Origin of the sequence: Pseudoalteromonas sp. P1-11, from assembly GCF_001399995.1 — a bacterium.
In the GTDB taxonomy this organism is placed as follows: Bacteria; Pseudomonadota; Gammaproteobacteria; order Enterobacterales; family Alteromonadaceae; genus Pseudoalteromonas; species Pseudoalteromonas atlantica.
In genome coordinates this window covers 75,795-91,460 of the sequence record NZ_LJSP01000008.1, presented here as the reverse complement: position 1 = coordinate 91,460, position 15,666 = coordinate 75,795, and the positions used below count along the sequence as shown (strand labels likewise).

The following is a 15,666-nucleotide window of genomic DNA, read 5'->3' as shown; positions in this document are numbered from 1 at the left end:
GTTAATTGAATAAACAAAAATCGGCCTAAGTTACCTTAGGCCGATTTAGTAATGTGTTAACTGGCTAATAAAAAGTGACTTAACTTTTTATTGCTGGTTATTTTGGTGCGTGCACTGGTGGCGTATCTTCAATAGCAGGTGTTTTACCTGCCCACTGTGCATTTAAACCAAACACTACTTTATTAACGATTAACGCAAAGGCTACACATACAATAAGTGTAATTGGCATTAAGTGAATATAGTGTAGTTCAGTATGTAGCGGCGAATTTTCAAACGTCAGCATGCCATACATAACCACGCCTAAAATTACCGCGGCAATACCTGCACGCGCATCCACATTTTTAAACAATAAGCCCACTACAAAAATTGAGAATATAGGCATACTTAATAAGCCGTTTAACTGTTGTAGTAAGTTAATAATGCTGTCGGCTTGCTGATAAATTGGCACAAGCACAAGCGTTAAGCTAGTAAGTAACAACGTAACATAGCCACTTAGCTTTACTACACTTGGCTCTTTATTAAAGTAAGCTTCGTGAATATCACACACGTAAAGTGCCGTAGCCGAGTTTAATAAGCTGTTATAAGTAGAAAGCACTGCTGCCGCCATTGCTGCGGCAAATACACCCGTTAACCATGCAGGCATTACATCACCTACAATTCGGCCATAAGCTGCATCGCCAATGTCGCCATACAATTTGTACGAAATAATACCCGGTAGTACCACAATCGCCGGTACAATTAAAAAGCGAATACCCGCTGCTGCAAATATCCCTTTTTGCGCTTCTTTAACGTTTGGCGCAGCCATTGCTCTCTGGGTAATGGTTTGGTTAGTACCCCAGTAATACATTTGAATAAAGATCATACCGGTTAAAAGCGTAGGCCAAGGGATTGGCGAGTCAGCATCACCAATTAATGTTAAGCGCTCTTGTGGAATACCGCTAAAGTCGTAATCAATCGCGTTAAGCGCTAAAAATACGACCAGTATTGCCATGCCCAACACTAATAAACCATTGTAGGTATCGGATACGGCAACCGCACGTAAGCCACCAAAAAATGCATAAATAGCGCCTACTAAAGCAAATGCGGTCGCTATGTACATTAGCGGAATATCAACCTTAAACATGGTTTGCATAAATAGCGCACCAGAATAAATAACCGCAGGCATGTAAATTAGCGCATTACCTAAAAAGAATAAGCCACCAATAACAGCGCGAATATGCTTGTTGTTGTAGCGTTTTTCTAACAGCTCCGTGGTGGTTGTACAGTTGTACTTGTAATAAACAGGAATAAATACTTTGGCTAAAATAATAAGCCCTAAAATAGCCGCCAATTCCCACCACACAAGCAAGGCCATTTGATTGCCATTCATGCCCACCAGCTGGTCGGTACTTAAATTTGTGAGCGTAATTGAGCCTGCTACAAACATCCAAGTAAGGCCACCGCCCGCTAAAAAATACTCTTTTGTTTGATTATCACCACTATTACGGTTTTGGCCTCGGCACTTCCAATATGTAAGTCCACCAATTAAAGCGGTTACAAAGAAAAAAACCACCAACTGCAAAATGTTGTCTGACATGTGTGTGTCTCCAGCGCGTTAAACGCAATGTCTGTCTATGTGAACGTATTAACCTATCAAGGCTAATTAATAAATTGCACCTTACAGTGCGTGTGCATCTCGACTTAGTTCTAACTTAATTTGCTTTAATGGCATAAGTTCAGGATGCTGGTTGTGACGCTTTACTAACGCATTTAACTGAAACAACGAAATAAGCATGCTGTTAAGTACGCTCAGGTAACCTTGTTTGTGTAAATTGGCAATGGTATCGCTGTCTAAAGTTTGCAGTTTATCTTCATCAACAGTGCTCAAACCTTGAATAGTTTGCGCCTCGCCTTGTTCAAACTGCAAAACAATATCTATGTTTTTAATAAGCCCTAAGCGGGCAATTTCTTGGGTAAATTGGTACGTTTGATAATCATTTTTTAAATCGCTTTCTAGTAGCTTTTGCTGCGCACTTAAATACAGGCTTGGGTTGCCTTTGGCATCAAATAACGGCTCGCCTTGCTGGGTATTAACGGCTGAGCTTTGCTCATCAATAGCAATAAAGTAATCACTGCTATTTGCCTCACGAGTGAGTAAATAAAGCGGCTGGGTTTGCATGCACACAGGCATGTACAGCGCTTGCCATTGATTGTTACTCACAAATAAACTTTGCTGAGCACTAAAGCTGGTTAAACCCGAAATAGTGTGGCTGCCGTTGTGTGCGTTACGCGCTAAAAAAATAGGTAAATCGCAGGCCGCTTTTGCTACTTCGTTTGCACGCAGATTAACTAAATGCTGTGTTTTTGCGTATTCAACACCCGCATTAGGGTTAATTTTTATTGCTTGGTGTTGAGTATTTGATAGTTCACTAATTGCCATAGTTACACATCCTTAAACTGGGTTAGCCGCAAGCCACTGCTCAATATAAGCACGGTGAGGCGGCAACGTTTGCAACATCTGCTGTGTAAGCTGGCTGTTACGTTCAATTATTTGATTTGCTTGCGCATCGTTTGAGTACAAATACGCTTGCTTAGTAAAGTCGGGCTTAAAGCCCATACCGTATAAAACATACTGGTAACTGGCGGCAGGAAATAGCTCTAATGCGCCATGAAAATCTTGAATAAGAGGGCCACGCGTCCCCCAAAGCAGTAAGTCTTCTTGTAAACTTTGCGGAATGCTTTGTGGTTGTACGTGCGCTTGCCAATAAGGCTCTGGGCGCTTAGTTAGCATGTAATGTAGTTTTAAAAAGTCGATAATACGCTGCCAGCGATAATTCATTTGCTCATTAAAGCGCTTTGCAACAATGGGCATTACTTGGGTGTTGGCTGGCATGTGCTCTGCAACAAAGCGAGACGAAATTTCAACCAGCATAATGGCAGTTGCTTCAAGGGGCTCTACAAAACCTGCCGACATCCCCACTGCAACACAGTTTTTGTGCCAAAATTTTTCGCGATAGCCTGACTCAAAACTTATTTTTCGGGCAGTTAAGCCTTTAGCGGCATCACCTAAATAGTTACGTAAGTTTTGCTCGGCTTCTTCATCTGATAAAAACTTGCTTGAATATACATGCCCTACACCACGGCGATGCGTTAGGCCTATATCCCAAATCCACCCAGCATTTTGTGCGGTGGCAATGGTATGACTGGCCAGTGACTCATCACCTTCGTCGTAGGGGACTTGCATAGCTAGGGCGCTGTCGTTAAATAATACGTGATCCATTTTTTTAAATGGCACGTTAAGGGCTTGGCCTAATAACAGCGATGAAAACCCCGTGCAGTCTATGTATAAATCAGCGTTTATGGTGCGGGTTTGATCGGTTAAGGTAAGCGTGTCTATAGCCCCGCTTTCATCAAGCTTTACCTGATCAACGGTACCAATAATGTGCTCAATGCCGAGTTTGCTCTTACAATGTTGCTTTAATAGCTCGGCAAAGGCACCGGCATCTAAATGGTATGCGTAATTACAATTTGCTTGATACTCGCCTTGCGCAATGCCTCTCGGTGCTAGGTTTGCTTCGCAAATATCGTGCTGAAAATTAGTTTGCTGAGCAAAGTTTTCAACATTATCTAAGTAGGGGGCTAAATCTATACGGCCGTAACCTAGCGGTACCGTAAAGGGATGGTAGTAAAAATCGTTGTTGCCATGCGTCCAGTTTACAAATTTACCGCCTTGTTTAAAGGTGGCATTACAGGCTTTAAATACATCCACTTCTCGCAAACCAATTTGCTGAAGCGTGTTTTTCATAGTGGGCCAGGTACCTTCACCTACACCAATTGTTGGAATATCAGATGATTCTACCAACATCACTTTTAAGCCATCACCCTTATTACCTTGGTGATACGAAGCGATAATTGCAGCGCTCAGCCATCCTGCTGTGCCGCCACCAATTACGGCGATTGTTTTTATTGCTTTATTCATAACGGACTACTCTTTGAGTACTTTATTGATAACCGGTTAGACAACAAATGCCCTTTCGGGCATTTGTTTAAATTAGTCTCATTTTGTGCAAATTAGCTACTAACTTTATTAGTAACAGTACTTATAATGCACTGCAATGAAAACTAAGAGGCAATCGCTGCCTCTGCTATCAATTAAAACGTACCGCGAATACCAAACGCGTAACGTGAGCCATTATCTTCTACAGAGTAGATTTGATTAGCAAAACGGCCCGTTTGCACTAGCTCTTCTTCAGTAATGTTGATGCCTTCGGCAAAAATAGTGAAGTTTTCGTTGATATCGTAGCTTGCACTAATATCCCATTGACCGTACGTTTCTACGTTCACTGGTTCGCCGTTAAAGCCGTTATCAACTAAGCGTAAAAAGCCCTCACGGTTGTTAAATGCAACACGTGCCTGCCAGTTATCTTGCTCGTAAAACAGCACTAAGTTTTGTGAATCACCTAACCCTTCAAGCGCAAATGTTTGGCTTGTATCACCATCAACACTAATATCGCTATCTACTACCGTAGCATTAGCAATAAAACCAAAGCCGTTTTCAAACATATGAGTTACACCGATTTCGTAACCCGTTACCGTTGCAGACTCGCCATTTTGCGGGCGGCTTACAGTGTAAACTTCTGAGCTACCGTTAAGTTCGGCATCGGTTTGATCAGTACAGGTTGTACACGCAAAATCAGGGCCTGTACGGTCAGTCATGTCGTATGTTTCGTCGCCGGTTAGGGTAACAATAAAGTCATCCACTTCTTTACTAAATACGGCAAAGCTAAATAAGTTAGCGTCGTTGTAGTACCACTCGTAAGAGATATCCCAGTTTTCAGATTGGAATGGCTTAAGTGCAGGGTTACCACCACTTGCTGTTAAGTTTTGACGACGAGGCTCGTTAAACGTGGTCGCAGGTGATAACTGTGACATAGTAGGGCGAGTAATACTGTCGTACGCTGCAAAGCGTAAAATCATGTTGTCTTGCAGTTCAAGCTTAACGTTAAAAGAAGGAAGTAAGTTTGAGTAGCTCGTCCCTTCTTGAATGTCTGTTGCCGGGCCAAATACGTTTTGGAATAAAGTGGCATCAGAGGTAGGAATAACATCGCTGATAAAGCTTTGTACAGCCGCTACTTCAATATCAGTTTCTGAGTAACGTGCACCCATGTTAACCGTAACTGGCATATCAGCTAGGTCGAAACCAATGGTAAAGTCCATGTAAAGGCTAGTGATATCTTCGTTAATTGTGTAACGGTTATTTTGTAGTGTTGGCTCTACAGGGAAACCTTGGTCAGCAAGGTAATCAAGCATTTTGTCGCCGTCGTAGCTATAAAATGTATCGATTAAACCTGGGAAGTAGTTACTTGCTGAGTAAGCTTCAAAATCAATTTCATCAAGTGGCGCTTCAGTGCCGTAACCACAAAATTGACATTGGCTACCAAAAATTTGGAAGCTTGATTTTTCACGTTCTTGACGATAAGCACCAAAGTTAATGCGATCAACTGGGCCTTTATCTGGTACGTATTCAAAATCGGCTTTGATTTCGGTAATTTCATCTTCATCAGTAAACTGGTTACCAATTTCGTTGTAGTGAAGACGCGCAAGGCTTGCATCTGGCAGCGAGCCATTTTCAAAACCATCATGCTGTACGGTAGGAACGCTACCGGTGCCATCAAAGCTGTAGCTGTTAATAATACCCACTACGTTAAAGCGGTCATTACCAGCACGGTCGTTTTCAGCTGTTGAGCGAGATACGTCAAATTTTGCTTTTAATGACTCGTTTACTTGCCAGTCAACGTTAATACCAAATGCTTTGTTAGTTACATCACGCGAGTTACGTGTGTGTGATACAAAGTCGGTTGCAGGATTGCCACTGGCGTTACCTAAACCTACTTCTTGCGTAAAGGTAAGCAAGGTACCCGTTTCTGGATCGATTGTTGCGCTACCTACGCGGTCTGGTTCAAACCAAGAAGCTAAATCGCGTACTGATGAGTCCACTTCAAATTTAGAAATTAAACCATCTACGGTAATAGTAATATCGTCAGACGGTGCATATTGTAATACTAAGCTTGCATTAGTACGTTCACGGTCTTGCTCATCTACAACTTGGTCCCAGTTACGTGGGATGTATGCATTGTCGTACAATACGCCGTCTTGTGGGTTTGAAATGGTTTGTCCACCGCGCCAACCAGCCGTTAAAATTTGGTTATTTTGCAGCTTACGTTGTTGGTTAGTGATGGCAAAAAGCACACCGAGCTTGTCGTCGTTAAACGTATTACTTACTAAAAATGAAGCCGATGGCGATACTTCTTCAGAAAGGCTTTCGTACATGCCTTTTACTGAACCAATCACATGTAAGCCACCAAAATCGAATGGACGAGCTGTGGTTACGTTAACCGTACCACCAATGCCGCCTTCTTGAAGCGTTGCACTGTTACTTTTATAAATATCAGCACCGGTGATTTGATCTGCCGCTAATACATCAAAATTAAATTCACGCCCTGCACTGTCAGTCGCAATTTGACGACCATTTACAAGTACCGTGTTAAATTGTGGACCAAAACCACGAATTGTTACTGCTTGCCCTTCACCGCCACTACGGTCAATGGCTACACCTGTAATACGTTGCAGAGACTCTGCTACGTTTAAATCAGGAAATTTACCAAGATCTTCTGCTTTAATCCCATCGGTTACAACATTAGATGCTTTTTTATCTAACATTGATGAACGTAAGCTGCTGCGAATACCCGTTACTGCGATAACCTCAACATCTTTATCTACTACTGTCGGTGTGTCGCCTTCAGCGCCTTGAGCTGCAACGTGGCCGCTTGCCAATATGCCTGTAATAGCAATACTGAGTGCGGTTTTCTTGTTGAACGATAACTTATTGTTAATTATCATTTTTTAAAAACTCCTGATTGTGTGTAGTCATTTTGTCGTTGTGTGGTGTGTATAGCTTCAAATACTATTTATAATATAAATACTTTAAATTGAGCAAAAGTGCAACCTTTTCCTTAATTATGGATATCTTTTTGTTACGTGTATTTTTCTTTTTGTTTTCTTTAATTTAACAGTAGAATTAGTACGTTATTGCGAAAACGCAAAAATTATTTGATGATTATATTCTTCATCCGGCAATAAATTAGCTTTTGGATAATCGCTTCTATTTGCTGCATTGGGCCAGTTTTGGGCTTCTAAACACACCGCTTGGCGTGCTTTAAAAGGAGAGCCTACAAAATTTGCCGTATAAAGCTGCATACCCGGTTGGGTACTTTTAAGGGTTAAATTAACGCCCGTGTGTGGCGAGGTTAATGTAGCCATTGTTTTTAAACGATTGTCATCGCTAAAAATATAGCAATGATCAAAGCCACTACCGGCATCAAGTTGCGCATGCTGTGCGCAAAGTGCATCGCCAATGGGCTTGGGGTGAGTAAAATCAAAGCAGCTGCCCGAGCCATCTTCATAATGGGCAAGCGGTATACTGTTACTATCGATAGGTAAATAGGTTGCGGTATTTATTTGCAGCAGGTGGTTATTAATGCTCTCACTGCCTTCAAGATTAAAATAGCAGTGGTTGGTAAAGTTAACGAGGGTTTCTTTATCGGTAATAGCTTTGTAACTGAGGATTAGCTCGCCATTGCGTGCAGTAATTGTTTGCCAAACTTGTAACTGCCCAGGAAAGCCTTCTTCCCCATCTGCCGAGCAATAATAAAGCTCCACTTCATTATTGCTTTGTTTAGTGACTTGCCACTGTACTTTATTAAAGCCTTTTTCGCCGCCGTGTAAGCTATTTGGGCCATTATTTGCTTTAAGTTGGTACTCTGTGCCTGATAATACAAAACGTCCGTTTTCAATACGATTTGCGTAGCGCCCGACTGTTGCCCCTAAATAAAATGGGTTTTCTAAATAATAAGCAGGTTCGTTAACGCACAGTGTCATCTCTTGGTTATTAAACTTTATGCTTTTGATAATAGCGCCAAATGGCAATATTTCTGCAGTTAAGCTTTTACCATCGCTAAGCGTTATTACCTCTAACGATTTATTGCCAGTTGTAGATGCCACATTCATTCTCCATAAACTACCAGCTCAACAGTACCTGTCATAGCGGTGCAACAATATATAATATAAATAGTATATAAGTGAGAAGCGTAACTCAATCAAAATGCGTTAAAATAACGCTATAAAAATTCACAGCTGTCGCTTGTGGTTTACATCACCGCTCCTCGTTGCATGGAGTAAATGCACCTAGTTAAACTAGGTGTTCGCTGAGTGCTGCGACTTCTGCTTCGCTTAAATTTTGTTTAGCTTTGTTTTTAAAGTTATAACGCACTAATACAGTTTTACCCACAACACAGCATTTACCTTGCTGCCACGCCTCTTGCTTAATGGTAAAAGAGCTATTTCCTACATGCTCAACAGCTGTTTTAATCGTCACTTCGTGAGCATAAAATAATTCCCCTACAAACGATGCTTCTATTTTAGCAATGATCAGTTTCCAGTCGTGTGGGTTTAGATCGGGGGTAAAAAATTTAAAAATAGGGACGCGTGCGGCTTCAAACCACACAGGTAGTACGGTATTGTTGATGTGTCCGAGTGCATCTGTTTCGCTAAAGCGCGGCATCACTTTTTCAATAAACATAAAAATCCAAATAAAAACTAAATAAAAAGGTAAATCATGACGGACTTTATCCACGTTATTGATAACGCGTTAAGCGATGATTTTTGCGATAACTTTATTACCACATTCTCTAACAGCCCGCATGTAAAACAAGGTGTAACCTCTGGTGGTGTGGACTTAAAAAAGAAAGACAGCCACGACCTGCAATTAAACAGTTACCCAGAATACGCCCAACAATTAAAGCATATTCAGCAAACCACTGCACAGCATGTTTTTAACTATGTAGAAGCACACTTTTTTATGCTAATTGGCGCATTTGGCTTAAAAGTTTATCACCCAAAAACGGGGGATGTGGTGGATTTAACTCAGGATAACTTTGACGAAGTGGGCAAACCACAGCTCTCTGTGTTGGTGCAGCAAATATTTAGACTTGGGAACATTCAGGCGCAAAAGTACGAGGTAAATAAAGGCGGCTACCCTTACTGGCATAGTGAAGTGTATCCACAGCTACAACACAATGAAGCCCTGCACCGTGTATTATTATTTATGTTTTATTTAAACGATGTAGACGAAGGTGGCGAAACAGAGTTTTATTATCAAAAACGTAAAATTGCGCCTAAAAAAGGCACTATGGTCATTGCCCCAGGCTACTTTACGCATACCCATCGAGGTAATAAACCGGTATCGAACGATAAGTATATTTTAACCTCGTGGGTGCTATTTAACCGTGCAGAGCAAATATATGGTGCGCCTAAAAGTTAGCGCACCAAAATTAGTATCATTTAACCGAGCAGTTCATCAAATAAATTAAACAACTGATCTAGCTCTTCAATGGTGTTGTAGTGCATACAACCAATACGTACTACACCGCCTTTATCAAGCACACCTAATTGCTTACACAAACCTTGCGCGTAAAAATGTCCATCCCACACACATATGTGTTGCTTACCTAAAAATTCAGACACTTCACGTGGCTCTAAACCTTCAAACGTTAAAGCAAAAGTAGGTGTACGCTCGTTTAAACGATCAAAATCATCAATACCAAACAATTTAATACGCGGGTAATTAACCAAACGTGTTAAAAAGTGCTCACTAAGCGCCATTTCATGCTGCTTTGTTTTAGCAAAAGCCGCAGTTAACTTTTCACGGCGCGTGTGGCCTTCATCAAGCCCGCTAATTGCAGCAATGTAATCAACAGCGGCAATAAAACCCGCTAAGGCTTCGAAGCTTTGCGTGCCTGTTTCCCATCGGCCTGGTGCTACATCTTTAGCTGGTTCTACTTTGTAAGGCGTAAAACCTTCAAGATGCTGTGTTTTACCGTACACCATGCCTAAGTGAGGACCAAAAAACTTATAGGCAGAACAAGCCAAAAAGTCGCAATCAAGAGCCTGAACATCAACAAGCTCGTGCGGTGCATAATGCACAGCATCAACGTACACTAATGCGCCTACAGCATGGGCAAGCTCTATAATACGTTTAATATCGTTAATAGAACCCGTAGTATTTGAAGCGTAAGTTACCGCAACCAGTTTAGTATTGCTGTTTAATAAGCTTTCAAACTGCGCCATATCTAAGCTGCAATCAGCCTCGTTAATTAAAGCTGTTTGAACTTTAGCGCCTTTATCTTGCGCTGCTTGCTGCCACGACGATACATTTGAGAAATGATCAGCGTTAGTCACAACAATCTCATCGCCGGCTTGCCAATCGCGTGAAATAGCACGGCTAAAGCTAAAGGTAAGGCTGGTCATGTTAGGGCCAAACACTATATTTTGTGCACTTGGCGCATTAAGTAAATCGGCCGCTGCTTGGCGCGCATTTGCCATTAACTCAACGGTTTTATCACTTGAAAAAAACGCACCGCCTAAGTTTGAGTTGTAGTGCCCTAAATAAGCAGTCATTGCATTTAGTACAGACTGCGGCACTTGAGAGCCACCTGGGCCATCTAAAAATATTGGCGATTTACCATCAACGGTTTGTATTAATGCAGGAAACTGCTCACGTAGTTGCGCTATGTTCATGAGCATTCCTTAAGAGGTAAGTACAAAACAATCCAGGTAACCTGGCTTGCTTGTATCTACTTTGTTCATTGGCGTTGCATTGTGCCAAACTTGACGGTCGTTTATTAGTGCAAACATTCCGTCTTTAATTTCCATTTTAAAACACGGTTCAGCTTGCTTGTTTTCGTATACAAGCAGCTCGCCGCCTTCTAAGTTTTCGTGAGAAACACCACATACACAAACATGGTCAAACCCATCTTGATGCACACCTTCAGGTGCTGCCGGCGTATCGCTATCAATGGCAAGCATTCTAAATTGGTGAATTTCAATATCACGGCCTTCATCAATGCCGGTAAGCTCACAAAACTCACTTACAATGCTTTTCATACCTTCTGACTCAAGTAAGCTTTGCTCTAAGTTTTCATAAGTACGCTCAACATTACCCTGAAAGGTGTTAATAGAATCGTCTTGAACAAACGCTTTGGCAGCTTGTAGTTTTAGCTCACCATTTTGAAATTTAATTACCGAGTAACGACGCTTACGAAATTCACCATCTGCATACGGATTAGCAGGTAGGTTATCAAAAGAAGGCTTAACCAAATCAATATTTGCTTGGTTAATAAAACGAAGTTGCAGTAAATTCTGGTTGTTTAATGCAGTCATAAAATCTCGCTTAAAATAATGAGAATATTGAAAGGGATTTTAATGCATGTAGGAAGGATTTTCTGAGCATAAATTGAGGCATAAAAGATAAAAAGTTAAATTTTAAGATATAAAATCCTAGTTTATTGAAAATTTAATTCAAAAAAATTGGCTACACTGTGTAGCCAATTTATTAAATTTAATCACCGCTCTAATTTTAGAGCGAAACTATAGAGCGTATTCACTCCATTAGTTCAAATGCGATATTAATATCGCAGCTTTGCGCCAAATAATGAACCGTGTATGTATTGTCTTCTAAAACGCCATCACACCCGCTAATAGACTCTAATTTATAGCCTGCATTTGCAGAAATATTAAAGGTTAACGTATCGCCATGAAAGCTTGTGTAGTTTTCAACCCCGTTATTTACCACACCATTACCATCTGAATAAACTGTAACATCATACCTTGGCGCAAAAATCGTAAAGGTCATCTTTTCTTGATTTTGACATGCTGTACCTTGTAAATACTCACAAAGCACTATCTCATCGCGATCATTCGAGATAAATTCAATCACCTTATTTTGGCCGTCTTGTTCGTAGGTAAACTTACCTTCAACTAATTCAAGTGATCCAGCTTTAATATCGTTTTTCCAAAGCTCGTACCCATCTATATAGTAAATACCCCACTTTACGAAGCTCTCACCACTGCGTTCGTAAATTTCAAAAGGGATTTCATGCTCATAAAACTTATCAGCGCTTGTATTTTCAATATAGTTTTCAAAGTAAAGTGATGCGTAAGAAAGGTTTTCTTCCCCTGAATTAGTATCAAATGATCTAGATACACGCTCTACAACTTGGTAACTATCATTTTGATTAATAAGCCTATAATCCATCGTATAATCAATTAAGCACGTTTCTAAAGTCAAATCACAATCGGAGCCGTATGTTCCTGTAAGTTGATCATATTTTCGGCTTCGACTAAAGCTTTCATCTTTAAACTCACCTTGAATGGAACTTGTTGAATAAGTGAAGAATACTTGACCATCTTCATATACTTGTAGCTCATCCCAAATGGTCTCTAAGTCATGACCTTGTTTAAATAAGTGACGCCCAGCAAAATTACTCGGTGTTATAGGTTGTTCTTCAAGCCTTATCATCACGGCAACATTTACCTGTCTTTCATCTTCATACTGGCCTTGCATTATCATTTGATAGCCAAGGTCTATATCCTTAGTAATATAGATATCTTCAACACTATCAGAAGTCGTAATTTGAAACCCTACTTCTGTTTGCTGCCAAGTAAAACTTTCTGCTTGCGTTGTATCAATAGTATCGACTACATTACCTGTTCCATCACCATTTAGCAGTAATTCCTTAACTGTACTCTCAGATGGAATATCCAAAGACCAGCTACCAACCAAATCGCTTGGGGTTAAATCAATTTGAGATGCTACAGAATCAAATAATTTAACATGGCTATCACTGTGCCACTCTTCAACTAGTTCCTCGTTACGAAACTTACTTATACTCTGCGTCATTTCGTACCAGGCGTTACCTAAATCAAAACGTTCCTTTAGTACCATACTGGTCATTACATCTTTACGTCTAACTTCTACTTGAGTGCCATTTTCAACTTCATACGCAACACTTTCATTTAAAACATACTCATCAGAAAAATAAACTCTAATTTCATCAAAATATTTATACCAAGTGATCGCAACCTGGTTATTGCCAGTAAATGCGCCCTCTTCATTTTCGTTGAGCTCTAATTTGAAAGAGGTAGAGGTAAAATAATCAGGATTATTAATTAAAAATTGCCCTGATATTGTTTCTGGCTTTTCCACAAATGTAGCATTAATTTCGCAGTCACTGTGTCCACTAAAGGCAATATAATATTCCCCCTCAATATAACCTTCGCAGCCTTCTATTGAATCAACTTCATAGCCCTCATTAGGCACTATATTAAAACCAACCAACTGAGCAAAAGGCACCTCTTGCACTGCTGGCTGTAATTGACCAAATTCATTAGATAGAGCTGTTAAAGTCACTCGTGGGTTTTTAGATTGATAGACTGTTTTATCGCTCTGTGTACAGCTACTACCTTGTTGGTAATTACAAATAGTGTATGTTTCACCATCACCACTAACAATTTCAAAAAGCCATGTTTGCGCATTTTTTTGATATTCAATGACACCTTCATTCAACTGCGCTTCATACTCTATGCCATCGATTGTTATCGTAAATGAGCCGTCATCGTAATTAACCCGGATTCGATCCTCTATTACTTGCTCACCAGCACTTTTATAAAGATTAAAACTGCTTTGTAATAAGTAGGGGGTAAACTCTGAATAGCTTAGCTCTTTACTGTACTGATAAATAAGTAAACCTTTTTGGATATCATCAATATCTCCTTCAGGAGAAAACCATTTAAACTCTCTTAGTAAGTAATATTGACTGTCTTCTACTGCAATGATGTCATGGGTTACTTCGGCGCTTAAGTAGCAGGTTTCATCAAACCCTTCACAACTGCTAACGGTGTAGTCATTATATTCATAACGGCGTCTAGTTAGTTTTCCATCCTCAAGAATCCCTTGGTAAGACGTAGTTCCTAGCCCTAACATTATTGTGCCATCGGCAAACACGTTCATATCATAAAGTTGTGACGTGCCAACAAAGCCCTGCCAACGCCCAACTAAATCGTCATTTGATAAAGACACCGCTTCTCTTTTTATCATTAAGCCATATTGGCTATCAGCTGGGTCGGCTGATGTAGTATCTAATGAAACTAGCTGATAGCCTGCTTTTAAATTTTTAGTAAACCAAAAATTTGTTGTTCCAACGCTACCGTCTTCATCATAGGTTACTTGTAATTGATTATTAGTCAGCTCCCACTCAAACGGTGCTGAATTATCACTTAAAACAGCGCCGGTCCCATCCTCATAGAAAGCAATAGTCTCTAGGTGGCTAATGAAATTACGGCTTTCTGTACGCTCCATTTCCCATTCACCGACAATATCTCCGACGGTCAAACTTAAGGTTTTACTTTTAAGAATAAGGTTGGTGGTTTGTATTTCTTGCTTGTTTTGCGCTTCAACGCTGTTTTCATAAACTGAAATATCGCTTTTAATATCTACTGTTTTAAAAACATCGTTTTCGCCGAGTACTTGTAGCGAAAATGAATTTAAATGCTCCTCATAAATAGTTTCAACATCTTCTTCGATCTGGGAGTATTTATTAATAAGTACTGGAGACTGTAAATTAACTTCGATTTTACCACTTACTTCTTCCCATGTTACTGGGCTACCCGTCACTGCATGGTATTGACCAGTACCATTTTCATTTAAGGTTAAGTGACTAGCGGGGTTTGCATAATAACGCGGAGAATTAATTATATACTCACCAACCAACGGCTCTTTTGAGCCTGTTACTAAGTCTTCGTCTTCTTTAATTTCGGTTTTCGTTTGCTCTATTAGGTCGGGGTCTTGCTCGTTAACTTCTTCTTCAAATTGCTGTGCAACTTCTTCATCGGTAACTAAATCAAGGGTGCTTTCTACCCCCTCCGGCAACTCATAATCAGAATTATCTACAATAATTTTAATCAAGCTTGCAAGTTGTACTTTTTCATCAGCATCGACATTTAAAAGTGCATTATCTAGTTCATCTTCACTTGTCGGTTCATCACCATCTCTTACAATCAGTGCATACTCTGCTGTTGTCACATTAGTTGTGTTAACACCAAAATTTTCATTACTGTCTAAAATGCCATCATCGCCTGCCTGCGTAGCTAACTTTTTAACAGAGCTAAGCTGAGAGATAAATTCAACCCCAGGATTTAAATCATCCCGCCCTTTAGCTTTAACTTTTACTAGGGTTTGCTCTAAGGCTTCATCGACATCTAATACTATTGTGTAAACACCATTTTCATCTGCTGTCGCTGAATAAACTTCATCACCTATTATTATTTCTACGCTTGCATAACTAATTGTATTATCGGTGATTAAGCCATTAAGAGTCACTGCCGTTGAGTTGCGTTTAATTAATACTTGCTGAGTAGCACTTGTTGTTGCCCCATCATCATCTTCTACAGTTACTGTAAAGTTGACAGTTACATCTTCTGTAATATCGGGGGAGAGGTATGTTATCTCATTTGAATTTGGGTTTTGTGCGCTGAGGTTTAAAGTCGAGTCATGCTGCCAATAATAATTTACTATTTCTCCATCTTGATCTGATGCGCTGGCAGTAAGTGAAAAGCTGGTTTTTTCTTGTATTTCGCCTTGCCCAGAAATTGCTACAGAGGGAGCTAAGTTTACGCTTTCGTCGCTATCCTCATCTTTATCAAAACTACAGCCCGACACTAAAAAACACGCACTCACAGTACTCGCTATTAGTTTTAATCGGTAGTTACTTTTATATTCCATTATGTGCTCCG

10 protein-coding genes are annotated in these 15,666 nt (G+C 40.2%); 1 reads left to right on the top strand and 9 read right to left on the bottom strand.

Annotated elements, in window-relative coordinates; genetic code table 11:
• Positions 1-97 precede the first annotated feature (97 nt).
• The 6 genes from AN390_RS14250 to AN390_RS14225 form a co-directional block, all read right to left on the bottom strand.
• Complete coding sequence (locus AN390_RS14250) at positions 98-1,576, bottom strand: SLC5 family protein (RefSeq protein WP_024032020.1); 1,479 nt, start codon at positions 1,574-1,576, stop codon at positions 98-100.
• A gap of 81 nt (positions 1,577-1,657) precedes the next feature.
• Entirely contained in the window at positions 1,658-2,419 is a 762-nt protein-coding gene (locus AN390_RS14245) for a SapC family protein (RefSeq protein ID WP_055255174.1), read from the bottom strand.
• 12 nt (positions 2,420-2,431) lie between these two features.
• Positions 2,432-3,958: a tryptophan halogenase family protein gene (locus tag AN390_RS14240; protein WP_055255173.1), complete on the bottom strand. Its 1,527-nt coding sequence runs from the start codon at positions 3,956-3,958 to the stop codon at positions 2,432-2,434.
• Between the two features lie 173 nt (positions 3,959-4,131).
• Positions 4,132-6,879 (bottom strand): TonB-dependent receptor, encoded by a 2,748-nt coding sequence (locus AN390_RS14235; RefSeq protein WP_024032017.1) that lies wholly within the window; start codon positions 6,877-6,879, stop codon positions 4,132-4,134.
• A 186-nt stretch (positions 6,880-7,065) separates the two neighbouring features.
• Positions 7,066-8,046 carry an aldose epimerase family protein gene (locus AN390_RS14230; RefSeq protein ID WP_055255172.1) on the bottom strand — a complete coding sequence of 327 codons (981 nt, stop codon included), beginning with the start codon at positions 8,044-8,046 and terminating at the stop codon, positions 7,066-7,068.
• Between the two features lie 181 nt (positions 8,047-8,227).
• Positions 8,228-8,617, bottom strand: a complete 390-nt coding sequence (locus AN390_RS14225; RefSeq protein WP_024032015.1) for a thioesterase family protein — start codon at positions 8,615-8,617, stop codon at positions 8,228-8,230.
• A gap of 36 nt (positions 8,618-8,653) precedes the next feature.
• Between AN390_RS14225 and AN390_RS14220 the strand changes: the two genes are divergently transcribed.
• Positions 8,654-9,358, top strand: a complete 705-nt coding sequence (locus tag AN390_RS14220) for a 2OG-Fe(II) oxygenase (RefSeq protein WP_055255171.1) — start codon at positions 8,654-8,656, stop codon at positions 9,356-9,358.
• A 20-nt stretch (positions 9,359-9,378) separates the two neighbouring features.
• Here the strand turns inward: AN390_RS14220 and AN390_RS14215 are convergent, their stop codons facing one another.
• The 3 genes from AN390_RS14215 to AN390_RS14205 all read right to left on the bottom strand — a co-directional run bounded on the left by AN390_RS14215 (position 9,379) and on the right by AN390_RS14205 (position 15,655).
• A complete protein-coding gene (locus AN390_RS14215) occupies positions 9,379-10,614 on the bottom strand; it encodes a cysteine desulfurase-like protein (protein ID WP_055255170.1) in 1,236 nt (411 codons plus the stop codon).
• A 9-nt stretch (positions 10,615-10,623) separates the two neighbouring features.
• Positions 10,624-11,256, bottom strand: a complete 633-nt coding sequence (locus tag AN390_RS14210; protein WP_055255169.1) for a 2OG-Fe dioxygenase family protein — start codon at positions 11,254-11,256, stop codon at positions 10,624-10,626.
• A gap of 220 nt (positions 11,257-11,476) precedes the next feature.
• Entirely contained in the window at positions 11,477-15,655 is a 4,179-nt protein-coding gene (locus AN390_RS14205) for a PKD domain-containing protein (protein WP_055255168.1), read from the bottom strand.
• Positions 15,656-15,666 lie beyond the last annotated feature (11 nt).